Consider the following 23,063-nt stretch of genomic DNA (forward strand, 5'->3'; position numbering starts at 1 on the left):
GTCCGGAACCACACGACATCGCACCTCTGCTTCGGTCACCCTGCTTTGTGCAGCCAACTCAGGATGTTGTCGTGCTGGATTCGCCATTGCGCGTCCTTGTGCTCCAGATGATACGTTTCTCTTGAGGTCGAAAACGGACCCGGGTTCTGCTGAATGATTTCAATCGTACCCGCCTCGACACTCACATCAGACACAATCGCAACATGCCCGTACGGGTTCAGCCAGCTTGCATCATACACCAAAATATCATTCACTTGCGGCCGTTGCCCCTGCCCGTTCCGGTACTGAATCAAGTTTCTCTGGGTATTCAGCGTGCCTGACGCCAGCGTTGGATTGAAGAAGTCTTTGGCATGTCCGTAGCTGTCGGGCATCCGGTGGTTCAAGTGTTCAAAGTAGTATCGTTTGATAAATTCTACACACTGATATTTCAGACCAATGTTGTACCCGTCTTCAGAGACATTTCTCTCGGAAACATGGTTCACCCCGCCATTGAAATAAACCGCCACTCCGTTGAGGGAATCAATCACCTCTCCGACCTGACGGTCAGTATTCAGGTTTAATTTTGTCAGGCCGAAGTACCCCCCGACGCTCACGGCGCCGACGAGACAAACCGTTGCCAGAACAAATTTGATTTTCATGAACCTATTCCTGTCTTAACAGCGATCACTGTATCGCGCGATATGTATTCAGGAAACGACCATCAAATTACGCAAGGTAAGTTTTATTTTGCTGCATGAGTCGTTTCAATCAGGACCGAATAGGGAATGCTGTACACCACTTTGTCTAAAAGAAAACCCGACATTGATACAATCACTTTCTCCGCAACCACCTGACCGCCCAAGCGCTCCGGAATCTTCCGGCTGGCAATGTTCACTTTGGAGACCGGGTAAATGGCCGCGTCAAAATCAACATGCTGAATGGCCCACGCGCACAGCACTTGAATCGCTTCAAAACCATACCGATGCCCATGCGCTGCTTCTTTCAGCCAGATCCCTAATTCAGGTGTGCGGTATTGACCACGACCATGAAATCCGCAGCAGCCTAAAAACGCGCCGGTTTCCTGATGACTGATCACCAGAACCAGTTCCTGTTTTGCCAGCATCGCGGCCACAGACTGCGAAATAAACTGTAATGTATCTTCAATGCACTCGGCAGGCTTTGGCATCATATAACGCGTCACGCTCGCATTAAAATGCTGAAAAATATCCTCGGCATTCGCTTCACAAATCGATGTCAGTACAATACGCGGCCCCTGAATGGTTAAATCGGTTAGGGGTAAATCTTTTCCGTCCTGAAATTGAAATCTTTCCATCGTGGTCATTCTCATTGTTGGCTGAACAGCATCTTCTCACCGGAAAAGTCAGAAACATGGCACAAGCCCGGTTGAAATACTTCACCTTGTCTGAATCAGAAAACCAGTGTTTCAAACATCACCAGCGCCTCACATCGCTGTGGGTCTGCCACCATAACAAATATGCCGGATGTGCGTACACTTCTGAAACAAATCAATCCGGAGCAGGTGCGCGAATCACACCTGCTCAGGATGCTCAAAAAACAAACGGATTAATGAGCCTGAATTTGCTGCGTTGCAGACTGCGCTGACCCCGGATGAAGCTTGGGAGACAAACCAATCACGGCCAATCCTGTCAACGCCACTGCGGCGCCGACCCAAAGCGTTGTGTTCAAGGGCAACCCCATATCCAGGGTCAGGCCTGCCACAAAGCTGCCGAACATAATCCCGCCGTTAATCACTGAGGCATGCAAGGTATTGATCAAGGCGCGTTGTCCCTGAGGTAATTGCATCAACCGGCTCACCAACGCCGGATTCAGGCTGACACCACAAAACCCCATCAGAAGCAGACACATGACAGCCACCCAGACGATCTTCGCAAACAGTGCAAACACCACAAAGACCAGCAGCATCAGCACCAGCCCGCCCACGAGGGTCGCTTTGGCATGCTTCCCGGCCAAAAGCGCGACCAGATGGTTGCCAGCCAGCATACACAGCCCGTAAACGAAGAGTAATGCTGTGACTGTGCCTTCAGGCAGCGCGGTCAGCTCAGTCAGAATCGGTACAATGTAACTGAAGGGGGCATAAACAGCCCCAATCACGCAGAAACTGGTCGCAAACACCCACCAGAGTTTGATATCCAGTGTCGCTTTCAGTTCTTGCTTCAGCGGCTGAGCGGCTTCCGCTGGCAGTTCCGGGATTGCTTTCAGGGTCACTGCCGCACTCAACACAGCCAGCACGACGACAACAAAAAAACTCTCACGCCAGCCCCAGTATGCTGCGATCAGTTTTGCCATCGGCAAGCCGATAATGGTGCCGAGCATAATGCCAGCGAGTACCAGCGCCACGGCACGCAAGGTGTCTTTTGGGCCGGTCATTCTGGAACACAGCCCTATCGCAACCCCAAAGAAAGCACCGGATACCATTCCGGTGACAGCACGGGCCAGCATCAATTGCGCATAACTTTGCGCAAAGGCGCCCAGTAACTCACCCAAAATGAAAATCACATACAAGCAGGCAAGAATCATCCGGGGCGGATAACGAGACAGCACAAGCATCAGAACAGGCCCACCAACGGCCATGCTGGCAGCAAAGGCTGAGACCAGATAGCCCACATCAGCAATGGCGATCCCGAGATCGGCCGCCAAAGCAGGCATAAAGCCCAGAACCTGAAGCTCACAGGAGATCATGACAAAGATACCGAGACTTAAAAGGTAAATTCCGGAAGGTAAAGGAGATCGCATCAATCGTTTCCTAATGACATTAAAGATGCATCGAGTATCATTTATGAATTAGAATCGATAAACACTTAGAATTCATTTCACTAATGATTTAAATCATGGATGCTGATCTCAATGCCATCCGGCAATTTGTGAAAGTTGCCGACAATCTCAGTTTCACGCTCGCTGCAGCTCAGCTGGGGCTGACGCAGTCAGGACTTTCCCGAGCCGTCAGCCGGCTGGAAGCCCAGTTAGGCGTCAAGCTCCTGCACCGCAACACACGCAGCCTGAGCCTGACTGCTGACGGTGAATTGTTTCTGTCCCGGATTCGTCCCTTAATCTCCGGCCTTTCCGACGCACAACATGAAATTCAGCATCATGGCCTGATCCCCAAAGGAACGCTGAAAGTCAGTGCCCCCTCCGCATTTGGTCGGGCGATTCTGATGCCTATTGTGAATGCGTTGCTGGAACAACATGAACAGTTGGATATCGAACTGGTGCTGACCGACAGAAACGTCGATATCATTGATGAAGGGTTTGATGCCGTGATTCGCAGCGGCCCGATTGCGGATGCCCGGGTCATCGCCAGACCATTAGCATCGGCCGATTGGGTGACCGTTGCCTCAGCCCGATATCTCGCCCGACGGGGCGTCCCCCAATCAATCGCAGATCTGGCGCAGCATAATTGCCTGCGAGTCCGCTTGTCATCAAACGGACTCATTAACCCGTGGCGTTTTACGGTACAGGGACAGGCCACCAGCCTTGATGTCACAGGCAATCTGATTCTTGATCATGGTGATCCCCTGGTTGAAGCGGCCGTGGCAGGTACAGGCATTGCGCAATTACTGACTTTTTTTGTCCGCCCGTATCTTGCCGACGGACGCTTACAGGAAGTCCTGAGCCAAAACGCACCACCTCCCCAGCATCTGACACTGCTTTACCCGCCCTCACGTCAGTCTTCTGCGAAGCTGACAGTGTTTCGCGAGGCATTGTTATCGCACTGGGGGGATCGGAATTTTGCCCCCTGAATGCAGTACATTTCACAGACTCAGGGAATATAAAACAGCTACCCGTGGAAAGAATCAGCGTGTCGTCATCCCCTCTCAATCTTCCTCAAATAATGCATCCAGCATCGGTTGGGGATGATTCAAAAAAGCTTTGGTGATGGTGTAATGTTCCGTGTCTTCGTATTTGATCGGGTGAATGCCATTCGAACCAATCTGATAAATCAGTGCGCCGGGATAAGCCATCAGCATGGGGGAATGTGTCGCGATAATAAATTGCGATTGGTCCTGCACCAGCTGATGCATCCGGCTCAGGACCGACATTTGGCGCATAGGAGATAAAGCCGCTTCCGGTTCGTCGAGAATATACAAACCTTTGCCGCCGAAGCGCTCCACCATTAAGCTCAGAAAAGATTCACCATGGGACTGATGATGCAGTGACACGCCGCCGTAGGAATCAATAATCGGCGGGCCAAAACTGGGCGCTTCATCCAGCTCATCAATATGGGTCGAGACGTTATAAAAACTTTCGGCCCGCAGGAAAAATCCGTCCTGATACCGCCGGAAGGATTTACTGAACCGCAGATATTTGTACAAGCTGGAATGCGTGCTTCGGGTCGAGAAATGGAAATTTTTCGAGCCGCCTTCGGCATTGAATCCCATCCCCACCGCAATCGCTTCCAGCAGCGTAGATTTACCACTGCCGTTTTCGCCGACAAAGATTGTCACTTCAGCGCTGAAGTCAATTTGATCCAGACCTTTCACGGCAGGAATCGAAAACGGATAAGTGCTGAATGAATCAATCTGATCGCGTTTCAGACTGACCTCTCGAAGATAAGGTAAAGGTTCCATTGCGCCGGAAAATCCAGAAAATAAACCGAATTGAGCCGGAGAAAAGTGAGAATTTCAAGCAAAATCACACCCGCGAATCAGAAGCACTCGATTGGTTGAAATCAACAGGGGTATAATCCGGTTTCCTGTCAAAAATGGGCCCTGTTTTGAATATTCTGATCATTGAAGATGAACCTGCCATTGCGGATACTTTAATCCATGTCCTCGAGATGGACGGTTATCAGGTCCGCTGGTTTCCGACCGCCGGTGAAGGACTGGCTGATCTGAAGGCTCATCCGCCCGGTTTAGTGGTGCTGGATATCGGACTGCCGGATGCGAACGGATTCGAGCTGTGCAAAACCATCCGGGAATTTTCTGATGTCCCGATCATCTTCCTGACAGCGAGAAACGATGAAATTGACCGTGTCGTCGGGTTGGAAATTGGCGCGGACGATTATGTCACCAAGCCGTTCAGTCCCCGGGAGATGCTGGCCCGGATTAAGCTTCGCATCAAGAAACAGGCGCCGGCAAAGTCCACGACAGAACAAGCATCGGCTCAGGCGCTGATGATCGATGCGGTGAGCCATGAACTGATTGCAGACAACTTTGATTACCATGCTCAGAATCAGCCACTGGGTCTGACCGCCGTCGAGTTCAAAATTCTGGATAAACTGATTCAGGTTTCTCCCCGAGTACTCAGCAGAGAGCAGTTGATGATCGCTGCGGACATGGCCCCGGAAGCCGTTTACGAACGAAATATTGACTCCCATATCAAAGCAATTCGCCACAAAATGAAAGCCGTTGGCCAGCCCGAGCGAATTCAGACCAAACGAGGCTTTGGCTACTATTTTTCAGACAAGGACACCGCATGAGTCGCTGGCCCCGGATCCCTCTTGGCATCCGTCTGTTTATCCTGTTTTTTATTCTGGTTGCTTTCACGGCTTATGTCGTCAGTCAAACCATGGTTCAGGAGCTCAAGCCCAGTATGCGTCAGGCGACTGAAGAAACCTTAGTCGACATGGCTCACCTTCTGGCGGTGCTTGCCGAAGCGGATCTAGCCAGCGGCAACATGACACAAAGTAAGCTGACCCAACTGATCACAACCTACGGCAAGCGAGAGCCCAATGCCCTGATTTGGGAGGTCGGTAAACATGCCATCAACCACAGAATTTACATCACGGATCGGCAGGGCATCGTTGTGGCAGATTCGTGGCAACAGGATATCGGCAAAGATTTCTCGCAATGGAACGATGTTTACCTGACCTTGCGGGGACAGTATGGTGCCCGCAGCACCCCGCTGGATCCGGCGGACCCGGCTTCTTCCATCATGCATATTGCGGCCCCTGTGTATCACAACGGGCAAATCATCGGCAGCGTCACCGTCGCGAAAGCCAACCGTTCCATTCAGCCTTTTATCGATCAGACCAAGCGCAATCTGGCGTTCTGGATGCTGCTGATGACCGGGCTGGTCCTGATTGTGGGTGGATTGCTGGCCTGGCGGATCAACTCGGCCTTGTCCAAACTGGCCGGGTATGCAGAAAAGATGGGCGCGGGCGAAAAAGTCGCCAAACCCAGATTCCGGATTTTTTATGAGTTTGCCGGTTTGAGTGATGCACTGGAAAAACTTCGCAGCCAGCTCGACGGCAAACAATATGTGGAAGACTATGTCCAGACCCTCACCCACGAGCTGAAAAGTCCGCTGTCGGCCATCAAAGGGGCCAGCGAAATTCTGCAGATGCCCTTGCCCGAGGCCAAGGTCACCCATTTTGCCGGGAATATCGAACGGGAAAGCAATCGCATGCAGCAACTGATTGAGCAATTGCTGGAATTGGCCAAGCTGGAAAAAATGCCGCAACTGGAACAGGTTTCCCGCATTTCCTTTGAAACCCTGATCAACCCTGTGATGCAGTCGGCAGATGCCAGACTCAGCGTGAACAAGAGTTCATGCCATCTGATTGTGGACAACCCTTGCACGATCCATGGTGATCAGTTCCTGCTGCAGCAAGCCTTGTTTAATCTGATGGAGAACGCTCTGGATTTCGTCCGCCCCGGTGGAAGGATTGAATGGCGCATCTCACAATCTGATGGTCTGATGGCGATCCGTCTTTTCAATGAAGGGCCTCACATTCCGGACTATGCCCTCCCCCGGCTGACCGAGCGATTCTATTCGCTGCCGCGTGAAAATGGCGCGAAGAGTACGGGGCTTGGGCTGAATTTCGTGGAACAGGTCACCAAATTACATCAGGGTGAATTAGCGATTCAAAACACAGCAGACGGTGTCAGCGTTACCCTGACCTTTCCGTCTCCATAGAATCTCCATCTTCTCTCCATCTGCACACCATGTTGGACAGCTAGAGTCTCTGCAAACCAAGGAGACTCATCATGAAAAAAATTTTCCAGAGCGAAATCGGCATGAAATTCGGCTTCGTGCTGTTTTTACTGCTGCTGTTACAAATTCCGACCGCCATGATTCAAAACCTCATCAGTGAGCGTTCCGACCTGCAAGACAGTGTCCGCCGGGACATCGCGCGCAGCAGCAGCGATCGGCAATCCATTTTAGGCCCGTTGCTGATTGCGAAATACCGTCAGACTGTGGCCGGAAAAGAAGGCCCTTACGAAGTGACCCTGGCCAAATATATTCTGCCTGAACAATTCCAGATGAATGCGCAGCTCAAGAGCTTTGAAAAGTATCGCGGCATTTATACCGCTCGGCTTTATCATGCCGATACCAACCTGAAAGGCAGCTATGCACTGACCGGACTCAAGGACATTCCGGCAGAACAGATTGAATCCGTCGAGCTGGTTGTAGCGGTTTCAGACAGCCGGGGGATCAATCACATCGGACAGGCTAAACTCAATGGACAGGATTTTCGTATTCAACCCGGGACGGGCCTGAAACAGTGGTCTCAGGGTTTTCATATCCCGCTCGATCCGAACGCGCTGGATCTGGCACAGCCCCTTCAGTTTGATCTGTCGATGGTTTTGCAGGGGATGGATTCGCTCAGCGTTTCACCTGTGGGAAAACAAACGGAAGTCGCGCTGAGCTCTGCCTGGCCGCACCCAAGCTTTACCGGAGACTATCTGCCGGTTGAATCGAATATTTCTGAACAAGGATTCAACGCGGTTTGGATGACCAATCATCTGTCGAGCAATATTGATGAATTACTGAACCAGTGTTTGTCCGGCAACAGATGTGACTCACTGAACAGCCGCCAGATGGGCGTGAGTTTAATTGAACCGGTTGATCACTATCTGAAATCCTATCGTGCCATCAACTACTCTCTGCTGGTAATCACCCTGGTTTTCGCTGCCTTTTTCCTGCTGGAAATCTTTCAGGCCAAACCCATTCACCCGGTTCAGTATGGCTTTGTCGGACTGGCGCTGGCGGTGTTTTACCTGCTGCTGATTTCTTTCAGTGAGCACATTGGGTTCAACGGGTCGTATCTGGTCTCAGCCTTCGCTTCCAGTGCGGTGTTAGGTGTTTATGTTGCCGGTATCCTGAGACACACCCGGCATGGGGCTGTCTTCGCAGGATGTATGCTGATGCTGTATGCGCTGCTGTTCGGACTGCTGCAGGCAGAAAGCTACGCTTTACTGATGGGAACCCTGCTCTGCTTTGTTATTTTGAGCTTTGTCATGGTTCTGACCCGTCATATCAACTGGTATGACCGTTCGGCTCAGATTCCGTCGCCTCAAAACAACCAACCCGACCACGAAAACCAATCAAAGTAAGTCAGTGACTTCATGCAACTGACACCATAACACTCAAGGCCGTGTTCGGCGGCTCTGAAGCGACTTCAACCTGAAACCAACACAGAATGCAGGCCCTTATGATTCGATTCTCATTGCACCGCTGTCTGGTCAGTCTGACTTTACTGGCGATCCTTGTTTTTATTGCGCTGTACGTCAAAGACAGTTTCATCCGACCCTTTATCGGCGATGTGCTGGTGGTGATCTGGATTTACACTTGTGTGACCACAGTGGTTCAATGCAAACCGCTGGTTACCAGCCTGGGCGTGCTGCTCTTCGCTTACAGTATTGAATGGGCACAATATGTGCAGGTGCTGACGTGGCTGGGCTTGGCGGATCACACCGCCCTGCGGATCATCTTTGGTGCGACCTTCGACTGGCTGGATCTGCTGGCTTATACCATCGGCTGCGGGATCTGTCTGCTGGATGAGCATCGTCCGCCGCTGTCCCCTTCACGCTGAAGCGACACCAGGCCCTGAATCAAAAAGCCTCAGACTGTGGCCTGAGGCTTTTTTTCAGCAAACTTCACCCAAATTACAGGCTGGCTTCGAGGTGATATTCACCCACCATTTCCCCCGTTCGTTCAGGAAACGATCATACAGGAAGGGGCTGATATCCACGCTGGTTGATTCGCCGCGGACCAGTTCATTCAGCAACTTACCTGTGATTGCAGAGGTCAGCATGCCCGTCCGGAAATGCCCGCACGCATTCATGTACCCTTCAACACCCGGCATCGGACCAAGAATCGGCAGCTCGTCCGGCGAACCGGGACGTAATCCGGCCCAGCAACGCTTGATATTCATATCCCGCAATTGAGGGATGGACTTCGTTGCGCCTTGTGCCAGTTGCTTGAGCAGGGTCAGATCGGTACTGGTGTCATAACCACGCTCTTCGGTTGTCGAGCCAATCAGAATCTCGCCGTTATCCTTCTGAGCAATGTAACAATCACTGGTGGTGATACAGCCATTGAGGATTTTCGGCAGCTTTTCTGAAACCAGCACCTGACCTTTCACCGGGAAAACCGGCATTTGCATGCCTGTTGCCCACAGGCTGATTTGTTCAGCCCAGGCGCCACCGGCATTGATGATCATGCCGCAGTTCAGTTTACCGCGAGAAGTCTGCACGGCGGTCACCCGGTTCCCCTGACGCTCAATCCCCGTGATTTTGGTATTGAGGTACAGGTCGACACCGTTCTGACGGGCCGCTTCCACGTATGCGTCATTCAGCCGGTACGGATTGATCTGATGGTCGGTATCAAACTCCATGGCACCAATGGCTTCCCGGGAAATATTCGGCTCCTCACTGAGCAGGGTATCCCGATCTAACCAGCGGATATGCTGCTGCCGGTCTGGCACAGCGGCGGCGATATGTTCGGCGTAAATCCGGTCGTACTGATCAAACAGCACAAACTTCAGTCCGGTTTTTTCAAATCTCATATCAACGCCGTGCTTTTCCAGCAATTCCTGATTGAGTGCCGGATACATGGCGTTCGACATCATTGCCAGATCAAAAAACGGTTTTGGCATGATGTGCGGCTTCATGCCCTCGGCCTGAGAGACATCGGCCCCTTCCTGAAGCTGTTTCGACAAGGTTTTAAACAAAATCACACCGCAGCCAAGACCGGTAGACTCGCCCATGGCCCATAAACCACCCGCAGACGCCCGCGAGGCATTCCCCGGATTTTTATAATCGACCAGTGCGATCTTCAGATCCTGATTTCTGCTGAGAGCGTAGGCAACCGAACCGCCAATCACACCGCCGCCGCAAATCACCACATCATATTGACTCATGCTTCGTCCTCCATGGCTGAAAAAGGAATCGGATCGAGCGGGAACCGGGTTCTGAAGTGCCCCTGCTCGTTGTGGAAGCCCTCCTGGGCCAGCCGGTCGTAACAGTAATGACCGCAGGTTTTCCCCTGACAGTCACCCATGGTGACGCGGGTGCGCATTTTCAGGCTCACGGTATCCCGGCATCCTTCATGAATCGCTTGATCAATCGCGGAACGTTTCACCTGCTCGCAACGGCAAATCACGGTGTCAGGCTCAGGCAATTGCAGCAATCCTTTCTTGCGCTGGTTGGCCCGGTCAAACGCTCCCCGGAAGCGATAATAGCGTCGCAGCGTTTTCTGCAGTTCTGTCAGTTGCGCCTGTATGTCTGTTGCTTTTTCCGGCTTCAATTCAGCCACCAGTGACAGAGCTGCGATCTGCCCTTCGACAATCGCGACATCGGCACCGGCAAAACGCGCGGAGTCACCGGCACAGAAAATATTCTCACGGCTGCTCCGTTGCTGGGCATCCGTGACCGGAATCAAACCACTGAACTCATCCACCCGAACATTGAGATCCATCAGCTGCGCCAATTGTGAGCGGGATGCAAAACCGTAGCCAACCCCCAGCAAATCAGCATCAATCCATTCAAGATGCTGTTTGTCCGCTTCCCAGTTTCGGTTATAGGGCGCGACGGCAACACGTTCAAGGGTGTCGCCACCTTCGGCTTTCACGATCCCCCAGCCATATTTCACCGGAATGCGATGACGCTTGAGATAGGCCATCAGCGACATCCCTTCCAGGGTCACTTGCGGACGGTTCAGCAAAGCCAGTACCTCTTTGCTGATCTCCATAAACGGCGTGGCATCAAAGACACCTTGAACGGCGACACCGGCACGATGAAGCTGACAGGCCACCAGAATCAGCAAGGGGCCGGTGCCCGTTAGAACGGCCTGATGGCCAGGACGCACCAGCCCGCTTTTCAGCTGTAACTGAATCCCCCCGGTCAGCATCACACCCGGTAACTGCCATCCGGGAAACGGAATGCTTCGCTCCTGACAACCTGTTGCTAAAAACAGATAGTCAAAATCCAACTGAGACAGTTTGTCATGGTGTGACAACAGCAACTGGTTATTCGCCAGCGGCCCCAGGACCCGGGTTTCTGTCTGCAATTGAATGTTGGCCTGATGCTTCACCACCAATTCTTGTTGTAACCGGATTTTTTTTTGCAGATTTTCATCCAGATGGGGCATGGTTTGCGTCGTCCGCCACGGTCCCCGGTAGATCACGCCACCAGCTTTTGGCGACTCATCCACCACCGTGGTGCGTATGCCGTGTTCAGACAATGTTGTCGCGATCGACATCCCGGCAGGGCCTGCGCCCACAACTACAATCGACTCAGACATTCTGATCAGCTCCTTCTACAACACGGTTACGACAAGTGCTAACTTCCATACCAGGCTGAACGATGGTCTGGCAGGCACGTTTTTTATGGCGTCCATTGATGCTGACCATGCAGCAATGACACACCCCCATGCCACAGAAGGCACCGGATGACTGCCCGTAATCATTTTTCATGATGCGTCTGAACTCGTTCGCCAGTAATGTACTCAGAACACTTTCTCCGGGTACAGCATCGACTTCAGTCTCATCCACCCGTATCCGAAAGGTTTCATCAAGGATTGGTGTAATATCCTGCTTTCTTGTTATATGTGTCATTTATTATCTATCTCATGTGCATAAGGTAAGAAAAAACCACTAACAAAACACACAGTAAGTGACACTGCATGCATATTGCGAACGCTATCACGTCATTCTGTTTATCAATTGTTTTCGATCAACTTTTCACGTGTCTGTTAAGATTTTTAACGAAATATTCACATTCGGCATGAGCCACCGATGCAAACGATTGCCCGTTTTGAGAGCTTGAGGAGGAATTCGGCTTTACTTCGCCAGACCATACTTTTAGAATCGGTCGAATTTTTTTGGAGGGAGCTACTATGACGTCGATCACTATTACTCGTCCGGATGACTGGCACGTTCACCTGCGCGATGGCGATGTGCTGAATGACACAGTCCGGGACATCAGCCGATATATGGGCAGAGCAATTGTGATGCCAAACCTGATTCCTCCCGTGACTGATACAGAAGCCGCCCTGGCCTACCGTGAACGCATTCTGGCTGCTCAGCCAAGTGAAAATTTCTCTCCTCTGATGGTGCTTTACCTCACCGATAACACAACCCCCGACGAAATCCGCAAAGCCAAAGCCACTGGCCATGTTTACGCCGCAAAACTCTATCCGGCCGGTGCAACCACCAACTCAGACTCTGGTGTGACCGATATCAACAAGCTGCTGCCAACCATGGAAGCCATGCAGGAAGTGGGAATGCCGCTGTTGATTCATGGCGAAGTGACCCAACACGATGTCGATATTTTCGACCGTGAAAAAGTTTTCCTGGAAACGGTTCTGGCCCCTATCGTGGCCAAGATGCCGGATCTGAAAATCGTTCTGGAACACATCACCACCAAGGACGCAGTGGCGTTTGTGAACAGTGCAGGTCCGAATGTCGGCGCAACGATTACGGCTCATCACCTGATGTATAACCGGAATCACATGCTGGCAGGGGGTATTCGTCCGCATTTTTACTGCCTGCCTATCCTGAAGCGCAACACCCATCAGGAAGCGTTGATCGCAGCAGCCACCAGCGGTAGCAAAAAATTCTTCCTGGGTACCGACTCTGCGCCGCATGCCAAAGGTAAAAAAGAAGCGGCCTGTGGTTGTGCGGGGTCTTATACCGCCCATGCAGCCATTGAGCTGTATGCTGAAGTCTTCGAACTGGCTGGAGCGCTCAACAAACTGGAAGCCTTTGCCAGCCACAACGGCCCGGATTTCTACGGCCTGCCACGCAACAGCGACACCATTACGCTGACCAAAGAAAGCTGGGAAGTACCTCAGTCGATGGCATTCGGTGCAGATATCGTGATACCGATCCGTGCCGGTGAGCAAATCAGCTGGAAAGTAAACGGCTGATTCAGATTCGACACTGACTCTTTATTCAGGCTCCCGGACAGGAGCCTGATTTTTTTGAACGGCAGACAAGATAAACTGCTTGCTTCACACTCTCACTGGCTTACAGTATAAAAAACAATCACTTTCTGGAGAGATTGCTGTGACTGGTTATGAGTCGATTCCCTCACTCGTCATCTTTGCTGTACTGGGCTGGATTGCGCTGAACGCGATATTTTTCTTCTCCCACCGCTGGCGGCTGTTTTCGGATATCACCTGGATTCTTTTCTTTGGATTGATCTACGGTGCACTGTCCGCCATGCCGGATTCGCAACTGCCAGATCTGGTGCTGGAGCCTCATATGGTGCTCTACGTGTTTGTGCCTTTGCTGGTGTTTGCATCGACACAATGTATGTGTCTGTTTCACTTCAAACAGGTGTTAGTACCGGCAACACTGGCAGGCACGCTGGGTATCGTCATTAGTATGCTGGTGATTGCGGCAGCTGTTCACTGGCTGCTGGGTGTGCCCGTCCTGCCTGCCCTACTGTTTGGTGTCATCATTTCGGCGACAGATCCGCTTGCGATCAGCGCCCTGTTCAAAGGCAATCAGCAAGTCACCGAAGATCAGAAGCTTTTAATTGAAGGCGAATCCATTTTGAATGATGGCTTTGTCGTCACGGTTGCGGGTATTTTGTCTCTGGTTGTGTTCACCGACGCAGAACTGAACCTGACCGACAGCATCCTCAGTTTTGTCAGTCACGTGATCGGTGCCCTGACGGTTGGGATTGTATTAGGCAGAGGCGCACGCTGGTTGCTGACCCTACTGCATGAAAGACATTACACCCTGACCACCAACATCACTTTGGCATTGGCTTATGGCAGTTTTGTATTGGCCGAAGAAATGCATTTTTCCGGTATTCTCGCCGTCTTTGCCGCTGCACTGGCTTATGGTTATAAACCCTACCAGGACGATGCAAACCATCAGGCCCATCAGGAGATCTGGGAATATCTGGACTATGTAGCCAATGCGCTGCTGTTCTTCCTGCTGGGCGCCAGTGTGTTTACCCTGCTTTCCGTCGAAAATCTGTCTCTGGTTGTCATCGGGATTTCAATTGTGCTCTTGTTCTCCGCCCGTTTTATCTCGCTCTGGCTAATGCGACCTGTGCTCCATATCAATCATCGCAAACTGACCCGGCTGGATTTCTGGCTGCTGAATTTCTCTGGGGCGCGAGGGGCGGTCTCGATCGCCTTGTTGCTGATGCTACCGGCAGATTTCGCCTATAAGCCACTCTTTCTGACCATGGCAATCAGTATGATTCTGTTCTCGCTGATTGTTTATCCGGTCATTACGAAAACTTTGCTGGCAAGAACCGCTGCATCGTCCCCGATGAACGGTTAACGGGCACACAAAAATAACCCGGCATAGCCGGGTTATTCATGTCACTCACTGAGGCTCTGAGGCGATTTGCCGGGAAGGCAAAGGGACGCTGTGGAACAATCGGTACAAGACCGGCACCACAATCAGCGTCAACACAGTCGCAAAGCCCAAACCAAACATAATGGTGACGGCCATCGGCTTAAAGAACACATCCGGCAACAATGGCAGCATCCCCAGAATCGTCGTAATTGCGGCCATACAAACCGGACGCACCCGGCTGACGGCTGCATCAACCACCGCCTGATACTTGTCTTTCCCGCTGCTGATTTCAATTTCAATCTGATCCAGCAGTACGATGCCGTTTTTAATCAGCATCCCCGACAGGCTCAGGAAACCCAGCAATGCCATGAAACCGAATGGGGTATTCAGCAGGAGCAGGCCAGACGCCACCCCAATCACGGCCAGCGGCACGGTCGCCCAGACAATCAATGCTTCCTTCACCTTATTAAACAGGAAGATGGTGATCAGGAACATCATCAGATAACCCATCGGCATGGAGCTGAACAGCGAGGCTTTCGCGTCTCCGGACGACTCATACTCCCCGCCCCACTCCAGCGCGTAGCCAGATGGCAGTTCAATCGCTTCAATGGTGGACTGAATCCGTTTCTGCACTGTCGCTGCCGTTTCCTCACCCAGTGGATCCGGATCGGCCATGACAGTCAGGACACGCTTCCGGTCTTTCCGGGCGATCAGCGGATCTTCCCAGCGGACATTGACGGCAGTCACCACCTGCTGCAATGGAACATATCCCTGCACAGCCGGACTCCAGATCTTCATCCCTTCAATCGTACTGACATCCACCCTTTCCTGATCCGGTAAGCGGGCGACAATCGGCATCAGCGTGGTGCCATCCCGATAAATCCCAACCGACAATCCCGAAAAAGCCATCTGCAGGAAATCATCCACATCTTTTTTCGTGATCCCGTAACGGCGGGCCTGACTTTCATGAAACACAGGCTCCAGAACTTTGGTTCGCTCCCGCCAGTCATGACGGATATTGGCTGTACCCGGATCGGCGCGCATGATATCGACCACATCTTTGGCCAGACCACGCAGCACCGTTGGATCCGGACCGATCAGCCGGGCTTCAATCTTCGCCCCGGAAGAGGGACCCAACATGATTTGCTTCAGCTTGTATTCCAGTTCAGGAAAGCCTTTGCGGATCGTTGACTGCACCTGAGACATCACAGGCAGCACATCCTCAAAGTTTTTCACCCGGATAATCAGCTCGCCATATGCGGCATAACTTTTCTCCGGAGAATACGTCAGCATAAACCGCTGTGAGCCCTTACCAGCGCTGGTACTGAGAAACTCAACCCGGTCGTCCTGTTCAATCTGCTGCTGCAGACGGTGCAGTGTGTCATTGGTGGCCCGGATATCCGTGCCTTCCGGCAACCAGATATCCACCATGAACATCGGGGACGTCGAGGCTGGGAAAAACGACTGTTTGATCTGAGTGAATCCATACAGACTGGCTGCCAGCATCACAACCAGCGAAATGATGGTCAGCCAGGCGCGGCGCATACAGAATTCCAGAAACTTTCGGTACAGCACGAAAACCAGCCCTTTATAGGGGTCACTGGCTTCTTCGCTGTTCTCAGTTTTCTGCGATTTAAAGAAGAGATCGGCAAAAAACGGCGTCAGCGAAATCGCGGTAAACCAACTCAGCATCAGGGAAATCAAGAGCACGGTAAACAGCGTGCGGGTGTACTCGCCCGTCGAGTCCTGCGACAAACCAATCGGTGCGAAGGCCATGACAGCAATCACCGTTGCGCCCAGCAATGGCCACTTGGTCTGTGTGACAATATCAGAGGCCGCCTGCAAACGCGTCCGGCCTTTCTGCATCCCGATCAGGATCCCTTCCACCACCACGATGGCATTATCTACCAGCATCCCGAGCGCGATGACCAGTGCCCCCAGCGAGATGCGCTGCAGATCAATGGCCATCCATTTCATGAAGACAAAGGTGGCAAGTACTGTGAGCAGCAGAATCAGGCCAATCAAAATGCCGGAGCGCAGTCCCATAAAAAACAGCAGCACAACAATCACGATGATGACCGCCTGGCCCAGACTCACCACGAAACCACTAACAGATTTATCAACCTCAGACGGCTGGCTGTACACCACGCCGATATCCATGCCAACCGGCTGCTGTTCTTTCAGCTCCGCCAGACGTGACATCACCCGCTTGCCGCCCTCAACCACATTGATGCCGGAGACAAAGGAGATCCCAAGGTTCAGTGCTTGCTGGCCATTGTAGCTCACCAGATTGTCGGGAATTTCTTTAAAACCACGCTTAATCGTCGCGACATCCCGAAGATAAATGAGCCCCTGAGAGCCGGCATCTTTGATGATCAGATCGCCCATCGCTTCGACGCTTTCAAACTCCCCGGTGGTCTGCACACGAATATATTCATCACCGACACGAATGCCGCCGGCACTGGTGACCAGATTCTGTTCCTGTAATGTGCCGTAAATCGTCTGCGGGGAAATACCCAGATTACTCAGACGCTGCATCGAAATTTCAATGAACACCTGCTCTTGCTGTGTCCCGGAGACCTGCACTTTACCAACACCGTTCACCAGCTCCAGTTCACGGCGCAGATAATCAACGTAATCATTCAGTTCACGATAGCTGTACCCTTCGCCTGTCACCGCCAGCAAGATGCCGTACACATCGCCGAAGTCATCCACCACTTTGGGTGTGCCCACACCCGGCGGCAAATTCGGCTTGAGATCGTTCACTTTCCGGCGAAGTTCATCCCAGATCTGCGGTAAATCATCCGGGCCATAGTTGTTTTTCATGGTCACTGTGATCTGAGATAAATTCCGGCTGGAGATGGAATTGACCTCATCCACGTAGGGCAGTTGCCCAATCGCTTTCTCGATGGGATAAGTGACTTCTTCTTCGACCTGTTGCGCTGTCGCGCCCGGATAGGATGTCACCACCATGGCGTCTTTGATCGTAAACTCAGGATCTTCCAGACGACCTAAATCGAGAAATGACACGGTGCCGCCAATCAGGAAGATCAGCGTCAACATCCAGCTGATCACTTTGTTTTTAATGAAATAAGTTGCGATATCCTGTTTCATGAACCGGATGCCTCCTGCTCGACAATTTTCACTGACTGCCCTTCACGGAGGCGGTTCACACCTGCAATCACAATCAATTCACCTTCTTTGACACCCGAGACCAGACGAACCCCGCTGGGCACGACCTTGTCCGTGACCACCTGACGCTTGGTTACCGTGTTGTCCGACTGAACCACCCAGACAAACTTACTGGCCGGATCGATTTCATCACCGTCTTCGTTAAACACGGCTTCGAGCGGAATCACAACTTCATCGGCGCGATAGACCTGAACTTTCTGAGCATCCACTTTCACTTCAACCGCTGTCCCGTCCAGAATGAACTCATCCTCCGGCATCGGCATTGTCAGAGTGACCTTGAATGATCCCAGTTCCGGGTCCGGCTCTGTGGTGTACTCTTTCAGATAAGCTGTATATTCCTGCCCATCATTCAGGATGATGCGAGTCCCCGGATGCTTATCCTGAACCTGTCTGGCGGTACTTCTGGAATAAATCATGTCCGGTGCCTGAATCAGAATATCAACGGCCTTGGCACTGTGAATATTCATCACCGTTTCCCCAACCTGAACATTCTCAAACTGCTCGACGGAAACCCGGGAAATCACACCACTAAAAGGGGCATGAAGCTGAGTAAAGGACAAACGTAACTTGGCCAGATTCAGCCTGGCCAGTGCGATCTGGCGTTGTGCGGCTAATTCATCGAACTGAGACTGCGCAAGAAATCCCTGTTCAACCAGCTTTGCAGAACGGCGGTACTGACTGTCTGCGACATTAAATTTGGCCTGAGCATCATTCACTTCCAGCTGATAATCCGTTGGATCCAGCTGTGCCAGTAATTGCCCTTCCTTCACAAACTCACCTGGTTTGACACGCACATTCACCACTTCACCGGCAAGGCGAAAAGAAAGTTCAGATTTATCTGCCGCTGCGGCAACTGCCGGAAAAGACAGAATGGGCGAACTTTCAGCCATCGCAACCTGAAAAACGGCAACCGGTAAGGGGGTTTTCGCTTCATGTTGCGCTTCCTGACTGCATCCCGCCAGAAGCACGGCCAATGCACAGGCAGAACAACGAAAAAGAGTCTTTTTCATCTTACAGTCCCCGCTCCTTCACCCATTCCCGAACAACCTGACCTTCTTTCAGTTCAGTCACACCAGAAGTGGCAATCATTGCGCCATCTTCCAGCCCGCGAATCACACGGAAACTGTCATTCAGTTCAACTTCAACCTTGCTAACAGCGCCATTTTCTGCAACTTGCCACACATAGGTTTTCCCGGCTTCACGCATCACAGCCCGTTCCGGCAGTGCTCCTGCGCCTGTGTGTGGCAGTGCGATTCTGACCTGAGCCGCCATACCCGGCAGCAAATTCTGGCCAATGGGTTTTTCCATGGTCAGCGTGACCTGAAAACTGGAAGTTTTGGTGTCCGCTTCGGTATCGATTTCTTTCAGACGCGCTTCGAACTCTTCATCCGGCAGTGTGTCAAAAATAACCCGCGCCATTCTGTCGTCCCCCGCACGCAGACGTGACAAGAGCTGTTGAGGCAACTGAAAAGTCACACTGAGCAAACCTTCACTTTGAATGTGCATCACAGGCTGCTTGGCCGAAACGTACTCGAAGTTGTTCACCATCGAAATAGACACTGTGCCATTGTAGGGCGCAAGCAACGTGGCATATCTCAGATTGGCTTCCTGCTTGTCCAGTTCTGCTTTGGCCTGATTGCGTGCAGCCTTGGACTGGTCGAAATCCAGCTCAGACACAACATTCGTTTTCAGCAGTTCACGATTGCGTTGATACTGGACATTCGCCAGCCGATAATTGGCTTTTGCCTGTTCAACCAGCAACTTGAATTCATCGGTTTTCAACTGCGCAAGATGCTGTCCTTTTTTGACTTCCTGACCATCCAGGACTGCCACACTTTCCAGCATGCCCGAAACCCGAAACGCCAGCACAGCTTTGTCGCCCGCTTGCACCTGTGCAGGAAATGTCCGATAACTCTGACTTTCCCCGACTTCAACGGCCATCAGCTTCACCGGCCTTGAGGCAGGTTCTGGCACGGTCTTCGTTTTCTCTCCGCAGCCCGTCAGCATGACAGCCGACAAACACAGAGCCAACACAGTGAACCTCATGGATTGTCTCTCCATCTGGTGATGACGTTTTTCTTCATTATGTACTTCACGACACGTTGTATAGCAAAAAAATGCCATTTTATTGGCTATAACCTTAATCAAAGATGAAATCAGCGTGAAAAAAAGGAGCCAGCCAGCTCCTTTGTATTTCAAAATGTTTCAAGTTGATAGAATGGTCACCAATCAGGCATCCATTTCAGCAATTTTGACTTTCCAGATATCCGGACCCGTCTGATGCGCATTCACGCCATCTGAATCTACGGCGACCGTCACAGGCATATCCTGAACTTCGAATTCGTAGATTGCTTCCATGCCCAGATCTTCAAATGCCACAACGCGTGATTTCTTGATCGCTTTCGCCACCAGATACGCCGCACCACCCACAGCCATCAGGTAAACTGCTTTATGGTTTTTGATCGATTCGATTGCAACCGGACCACGCTCAGCTTTACCAATCATGCCAATCAGGCCGGTGTCTGCCAGCATCATATCGGTGAATTTATCCATCCGCGTGGAGGTTGTCGGGCCAGCAGGTCCAACGACTTCCTCACCCACAGCATCCACCGGGCCGACGTAGTAAATAAAGCGATTGGTAAAGTCGACCCCTTCCGGCAGACCTTGACCGTTTTTCAGCATTTCCTGAATTCGTTTGTGCGCCGCATCACGGCCAGTCAGAATCTTACCGGACAGCAGTACTGTCTCACCGGATTTCCATTCCTGAATTTCTGCTTTGGTGATGTTATCCAGGTTCACGCGACGTGTATTCTGGCCCACTTCCCAGGTCACTTCCGGCCAGTCTTCCAGCTTCGGCGGCGTCAGCTCAGCCGGGCCGTTTCCATCCAGTGTGAAATGCACGTGGCGGGTTGCCGCACAGTTCGGGATCAGACACACAGGTTTTGAGGCTGCATGGGTCGGTGCCGTTTTAATTTTGACATCCAACACTGTGGTCAGGCCGCCCAGGCCCTGCGCCCCAATACCCAGCTTGTTGACACGATTAAAAATATCCAGACGCAGTTCTTCTTCCGCATTCTGCGGACCACGCGCCTGAAGCTCCTGAATATCAACCGGCTCCATCAGCGACTCTTTTGCCAGTACCGCAGCTTTTTCAGCCGTACCACCAATGCCGATACCCAGCATACCCGGCGGACACCAGCCAGCACCCATCAGCGGCACTGTCTTCTCTACCCATTCAGCAATATCGTCCGATGGATTGAGCATGACCATTTTGGTTTTGTTTTCAGAACCGCCACCCTTGGCCGCCAACTGAATTTCCACCTGATTGCCCGGCACCATATCAATATGAACCACAGCAGGTGCGTTATCTTTCGTGTTGATGCGTTTACCGGCAGGATCTGCCACCACAGAAGCACGCAGTGGGTTGACCGGGTTGTTATAGGCCTGACGCACGCCCTCATCGATCATTTCCTGAACAGTCAGGTCGCTGTCCCACTGGACATTCATCCCGATTTTCACGAAACAGGTCACGATGCCGGTGTCCTGACAAATCGGACGATGACCTTCCGCAGACATACGGGAGTTAATCAGAATCTGCGCCATAGCATCTTTCGCAGCCTGGCTCTGCTCTTTGTGGTAAGCCTTTTCCAGCGCCTGTACAAAATCCAGCGGGTGGTAGTAGGAAATGTATTGCAGCGCATCGGCCACACTGCTAATCACATCTTCTTTACGGATGACGGTCATAATTGCCTCGTTGCTTATTGTCGTTGTATACGCGCCTGATCGATGAAGAGCCTGACCCGGACAAAGTTCGGTAGGGTGTCAGAAGCAGACCAGTTTCTTGAGCAGAATCGTCAGTGATACGAATCAAAGTCGTTTGACAGGCGTCGTATTCATTTCTGGGTTTATGATACTCTTGCCCGCAATCTCGCGCTATGCGCCAATCGAACACCTGTCACAAAAAAGAAAATGAAATATTCTGCTGCCTCTCAACTTCAGGTTGAACAACTGGACTATCGCAAGGATGCTCTCCTGAGCTGGTTCGAACCCTTATCTGCTCAGCCATGGGCCATGCTGCTGCGTTCTGCTGCTGAAGGACATCCGGACAATCGCTACGACATTTTAGTCGCAGACCCGATTGCAACCTTGGAATCCCGGGGGCAGATGAACACGATCACTGACCGTGATGGCAATCAGGACACCCGGCAGCAAGACCCTTTTGCACTGCTGAACGAACTGCAGCATACCTTACTGCCTGAGACTGACACCGTTGCCGATTTACCTTTTGTGGGGGGCGCGCTGGGCTATTTTGCTTACGATCTGGGACGGCAGGTAGAGAAAATGCCTTCATTGGCGATGCAGGATATTCAGGCCCCTGAGATGGCCGTTGGCCTTTATAACTGGGCGCTGATTGCAGATCATCACCTGCAACGGCTGACACTGGTTGCCCCGGACACAGCAGAGCGACTGTGCTGGCTGAATCAGCAACGCGCCCCTGCTCAGGCTTCACCGGCGTTCGCGTTAACATCGGAATGGCAGGCGAACATGACGGTGGACAGCTACACCTCGAAATTTAATCAGGTGCAAGCCTATCTCAAAGCTGGGGACTGTTATCAGATCAATCTGGCCCAACGCTTTCAGGCCCGATACCAAGGGAATGAGTGGCAAGCCTATCAGAAACTCGAACAATCCAATGGTGCGCCTTTTTCTGCCTTTATCCGCTTGCGGGAAAACGCCGTTCTGTCCGTCTCGCCGGAGCGTTTTCTGAAACTGAACCAACGCCAGATTGAAACCAAACCGATCAAAGGCACCCGGCCACGATCAGCCGATCCGGTTCAGGATCAGGCGAATGCAGAAGCTTTGTCTCTGGCAGAAAAAGATCGGGCGGAAAACCTGATGATCGTCGACCTGCTGCGCAACGACATTGGTCGGGTGGCCATCCCAGGTTCAGTCCGTGTACCAAGCCTGTTTGCGATTGAAAGCTTTCCGGCCGTGCATCATCTGGTCAGCACAGTTACCGCTGAACTCGACCCGGCGAAACACAGTGCCGCGGATCTGCTGAAAGCCTGCTTCCCCGGTGGTTCCATCACAGGCGCACCGAAAGTAAGGGCGATGGAAATTATTGAAGCGCTGGAACCCCATCGTCGCAGCGTCTATTGCGGCAGTATTGGTTACATCAGCCGGTGTGGCCGGATGGACACCAGCATTACTATCCGCACCCTGATCACTGAGCAAAACCAGATCTTTGCCTGGGCAGGTGGCGGCGTGGTGGCAGACAGCGATGCAGCCAGTGAATATCAGGAAACACTGGACAAGCTGAGTAAGATTCTGCCAATCTTGTAACAACCCCTCAACAAAACGCCGG

General features: G+C 52.0%; 19 protein-coding genes. 8 read left to right on the forward strand and 11 right to left on the reverse strand.

Features of this window, described 5'->3' with window-relative positions; genetic code table 11:
- Positions 1 to 35 precede the first annotated feature (35 nt).
- From KDD30_RS08830 to KDD30_RS08840, 3 genes are all read right to left on the reverse strand, one after another.
- Positions 36 to 638, reverse strand: coding sequence for a CHAP domain-containing protein (locus KDD30_RS08830; RefSeq protein WP_211645505.1), 603 nt, complete (start codon positions 636 to 638; stop codon positions 36 to 38).
- 83 nt (positions 639 to 721) lie between these two features.
- Positions 722 to 1,312, reverse strand: coding sequence for a GNAT family N-acetyltransferase (locus KDD30_RS08835; RefSeq protein WP_211645508.1), 591 nt, complete (start codon positions 1,310 to 1,312; stop codon positions 722 to 724).
- Positions 1,313 to 1,563: 251 nt separating this feature from the next.
- Positions 1,564 to 2,754 carry an MFS transporter gene (locus KDD30_RS08840; protein ID WP_211645510.1) on the reverse strand — a complete coding sequence of 397 codons (1,191 nt, stop codon included), beginning with the start codon at positions 2,752 to 2,754 and terminating at the stop codon, positions 1,564 to 1,566.
- Positions 2,755 to 2,849: 95 nt separating this feature from the next.
- Here KDD30_RS08840 and KDD30_RS08845 point away from each other — a divergent pair, with 95 nt between their 5' ends.
- Complete coding sequence (locus KDD30_RS08845) at positions 2,850 to 3,758, forward strand: LysR family transcriptional regulator (RefSeq protein ID WP_211645511.1); 909 nt, start codon at positions 2,850 to 2,852, stop codon at positions 3,756 to 3,758.
- 75 nt (positions 3,759 to 3,833) lie between these two features.
- On the opposite strand, the gene KDD30_RS08850 is transcribed toward KDD30_RS08845, so the two are convergent.
- Positions 3,834 to 4,586 (reverse strand): AAA family ATPase, encoded by a 753-nt coding sequence (locus tag KDD30_RS08850; RefSeq protein ID WP_211645513.1) that lies wholly within the window; start codon positions 4,584 to 4,586, stop codon positions 3,834 to 3,836.
- A gap of 134 nt (positions 4,587 to 4,720) precedes the next feature.
- Here KDD30_RS08850 and KDD30_RS08855 point away from each other — a divergent pair, with 134 nt between their 5' ends.
- The 4 genes from KDD30_RS08855 (at position 4,721) to KDD30_RS08870 (ending at position 8,776) form a co-directional block, all read left to right on the forward strand.
- Positions 4,721 to 5,437: a response regulator gene (locus KDD30_RS08855; RefSeq protein WP_211645519.1), complete on the forward strand. Its 717-nt coding sequence runs from the start codon at positions 4,721 to 4,723 to the stop codon at positions 5,435 to 5,437.
- Positions 5,434 to 6,876 carry a two-component system sensor histidine kinase CreC gene (gene creC, locus KDD30_RS08860; RefSeq protein ID WP_211645521.1) on the forward strand — a complete coding sequence of 481 codons (1,443 nt, stop codon included), beginning with the start codon at positions 5,434 to 5,436 and terminating at the stop codon, positions 6,874 to 6,876. Before KDD30_RS08855 ends, creC begins: the two co-directional genes overlap by 4 nt.
- 71 nt (positions 6,877 to 6,947) lie before the next feature.
- Positions 6,948 to 8,297 carry a cell envelope integrity protein CreD gene (gene creD, locus KDD30_RS08865; RefSeq protein ID WP_211645522.1) on the forward strand — a complete coding sequence of 450 codons (1,350 nt, stop codon included), beginning with the start codon at positions 6,948 to 6,950 and terminating at the stop codon, positions 8,295 to 8,297.
- A gap of 98 nt (positions 8,298 to 8,395) precedes the next feature.
- A complete protein-coding gene (locus KDD30_RS08870) occupies positions 8,396 to 8,776 on the forward strand; it encodes a DUF2809 domain-containing protein (RefSeq protein ID WP_249199054.1) in 381 nt (126 codons plus the stop codon).
- Between the two features lie 54 nt (positions 8,777 to 8,830).
- Here the strand turns inward: KDD30_RS08870 and KDD30_RS08875 are convergent, their stop codons facing one another.
- Genes KDD30_RS08875 through KDD30_RS08885 form a run of 3 tightly spaced genes read right to left on the reverse strand, consistent with a single transcriptional unit; the run spans position 8,831 to position 11,800 of the window.
- Positions 8,831 to 10,105 (reverse strand): FAD-binding oxidoreductase, encoded by a 1,275-nt coding sequence (locus tag KDD30_RS08875; RefSeq protein ID WP_211645528.1) that lies wholly within the window; start codon positions 10,103 to 10,105, stop codon positions 8,831 to 8,833.
- The gene (locus KDD30_RS08880) at positions 10,102 to 11,487 is read right to left on the reverse strand and encodes an FAD/NAD(P)-binding oxidoreductase (RefSeq protein WP_211645530.1); all 1,386 of its coding nucleotides are present in this window, start codon (positions 11,485 to 11,487) and stop codon (positions 10,102 to 10,104) included. The genes KDD30_RS08875 and KDD30_RS08880 overlap by 4 nt, the downstream gene beginning before the upstream one ends.
- A complete protein-coding gene (locus tag KDD30_RS08885; RefSeq protein WP_211645532.1) occupies positions 11,480 to 11,800 on the reverse strand; it encodes a (2Fe-2S)-binding protein in 321 nt (106 codons plus the stop codon). The genes KDD30_RS08880 and KDD30_RS08885 overlap by 8 nt, the downstream gene beginning before the upstream one ends.
- Before the next feature lie 281 nt (positions 11,801 to 12,081).
- Between KDD30_RS08885 and pyrC the strand changes: the two genes are divergently transcribed.
- Both pyrC and KDD30_RS08895 read left to right on the forward strand, forming a co-directional pair.
- Positions 12,082 to 13,113: a dihydroorotase gene (gene pyrC / locus KDD30_RS08890; protein WP_211645534.1), complete on the forward strand. Its 1,032-nt coding sequence runs from the start codon at positions 12,082 to 12,084 to the stop codon at positions 13,111 to 13,113.
- A 139-nt stretch (positions 13,114 to 13,252) separates the two neighbouring features.
- A complete protein-coding gene (locus tag KDD30_RS08895) occupies positions 13,253 to 14,488 on the forward strand; it encodes a sodium:proton antiporter (protein WP_211645536.1) in 1,236 nt (411 codons plus the stop codon).
- A 45-nt stretch (positions 14,489 to 14,533) separates the two neighbouring features.
- Here KDD30_RS08895 and KDD30_RS08900 read toward each other — a convergent pair whose 3' ends face one another.
- The 4 genes from KDD30_RS08900 to KDD30_RS08915 all read right to left on the reverse strand — a co-directional run bounded on the left by KDD30_RS08900 (position 14,534) and on the right by KDD30_RS08915 (position 21,442).
- Positions 14,534 to 17,620 carry an efflux RND transporter permease subunit gene (locus KDD30_RS08900; protein ID WP_211645537.1) on the reverse strand — a complete coding sequence of 1,029 codons (3,087 nt, stop codon included), beginning with the start codon at positions 17,618 to 17,620 and terminating at the stop codon, positions 14,534 to 14,536.
- Positions 17,617 to 18,708: an efflux RND transporter periplasmic adaptor subunit gene (locus tag KDD30_RS08905; RefSeq protein ID WP_211645539.1), complete on the reverse strand. Its 1,092-nt coding sequence runs from the start codon at positions 18,706 to 18,708 to the stop codon at positions 17,617 to 17,619. The genes KDD30_RS08900 and KDD30_RS08905 overlap by 4 nt, the downstream gene beginning before the upstream one ends.
- A gap of 1 nt (position 18,709) precedes the next feature.
- Complete coding sequence (locus KDD30_RS08910) at positions 18,710 to 19,744, reverse strand: efflux RND transporter periplasmic adaptor subunit (RefSeq protein WP_211645541.1); 1,035 nt, start codon at positions 19,742 to 19,744, stop codon at positions 18,710 to 18,712.
- A 183-nt stretch (positions 19,745 to 19,927) separates the two neighbouring features.
- Positions 19,928 to 21,442: a fumarate hydratase gene (locus KDD30_RS08915; protein ID WP_211645542.1), complete on the reverse strand. Its 1,515-nt coding sequence runs from the start codon at positions 21,440 to 21,442 to the stop codon at positions 19,928 to 19,930.
- 225 nt (positions 21,443 to 21,667) lie between these two features.
- Here KDD30_RS08915 and pabB point away from each other — a divergent pair, with 225 nt between their 5' ends.
- Positions 21,668 to 23,041: an aminodeoxychorismate synthase component 1 gene (pabB, locus tag KDD30_RS08920; protein WP_211645543.1), complete on the forward strand. Its 1,374-nt coding sequence runs from the start codon at positions 21,668 to 21,670 to the stop codon at positions 23,039 to 23,041.
- Positions 23,042 to 23,063: the final 22 nt, after the last annotated feature.

The organism is Photobacterium sp. GJ3 (genome assembly GCF_018199995.1).
Lineage (GTDB): Bacteria > Pseudomonadota > Gammaproteobacteria > Enterobacterales > Vibrionaceae > Photobacterium.

Excerpts from the sequence above, each read along its gene's own strand:
- KDD30_RS08830 (WP_211645505.1), bottom strand. The coding sequence starts at position 638 with ATGAAAATCAAATTTGTTCTGGCAACGGTTTGTCTCGTCGGCGCCGTG.
- KDD30_RS08835 (WP_211645508.1), bottom strand. The coding sequence starts at position 1,312 with ATGGAAAGATTTCAATTTCAGGACGGAAAAGATTTACCCCTAACCGAT.
- KDD30_RS08840 (WP_211645510.1), bottom strand. The coding sequence starts at position 2,754 with ATGCGATCTCCTTTACCTTCCGGAATTTACCTTTTAAGTCTCGGTATC.
- KDD30_RS08845 (WP_211645511.1), top strand. The coding sequence starts at position 2,850 with ATGGATGCTGATCTCAATGCCATCCGGCAATTTGTGAAAGTTGCCGAC.
- KDD30_RS08850 (WP_211645513.1), bottom strand. The coding sequence starts at position 4,586 with ATGGAACCTTTACCTTATCTTCGAGAGGTCAGTCTGAAACGCGATCAG.
- KDD30_RS08855 (WP_211645519.1), top strand. The coding sequence starts at position 4,721 with ATGGGCCCTGTTTTGAATATTCTGATCATTGAAGATGAACCTGCCATT.
- creC (WP_211645521.1), top strand. The coding sequence starts at position 5,434 with ATGAGTCGCTGGCCCCGGATCCCTCTTGGCATCCGTCTGTTTATCCTG.
- creD (WP_211645522.1), top strand. The coding sequence starts at position 6,948 with ATGAAAAAAATTTTCCAGAGCGAAATCGGCATGAAATTCGGCTTCGTG.
- KDD30_RS08870 (WP_249199054.1), top strand. The coding sequence starts at position 8,396 with ATGATTCGATTCTCATTGCACCGCTGTCTGGTCAGTCTGACTTTACTG.
- KDD30_RS08875 (WP_211645528.1), bottom strand. The coding sequence starts at position 10,105 with ATGAGTCAATATGATGTGGTGATTTGCGGCGGCGGTGTGATTGGCGGT.
- KDD30_RS08880 (WP_211645530.1), bottom strand. The coding sequence starts at position 11,487 with ATGTCTGAGTCGATTGTAGTTGTGGGCGCAGGCCCTGCCGGGATGTCG.
- KDD30_RS08885 (WP_211645532.1), bottom strand. The coding sequence starts at position 11,800 with ATGACACATATAACAAGAAAGCAGGATATTACACCAATCCTTGATGAA.
- pyrC (WP_211645534.1), top strand. The coding sequence starts at position 12,082 with ATGACGTCGATCACTATTACTCGTCCGGATGACTGGCACGTTCACCTG.
- KDD30_RS08900 (WP_211645537.1), bottom strand. The coding sequence starts at position 17,620 with ATGAAACAGGATATCGCAACTTATTTCATTAAAAACAAAGTGATCAGC.
- KDD30_RS08905 (WP_211645539.1), bottom strand. The coding sequence starts at position 18,708 with ATGAAAAAGACTCTTTTTCGTTGTTCTGCCTGTGCATTGGCCGTGCTT.
- KDD30_RS08910 (WP_211645541.1), bottom strand. The coding sequence starts at position 19,744 with ATGAGGTTCACTGTGTTGGCTCTGTGTTTGTCGGCTGTCATGCTGACG.
- KDD30_RS08915 (WP_211645542.1), bottom strand. The coding sequence starts at position 21,442 with ATGACCGTCATCCGTAAAGAAGATGTGATTAGCAGTGTGGCCGATGCG.
- pabB (WP_211645543.1), top strand. The coding sequence starts at position 21,668 with ATGAAATATTCTGCTGCCTCTCAACTTCAGGTTGAACAACTGGACTAT.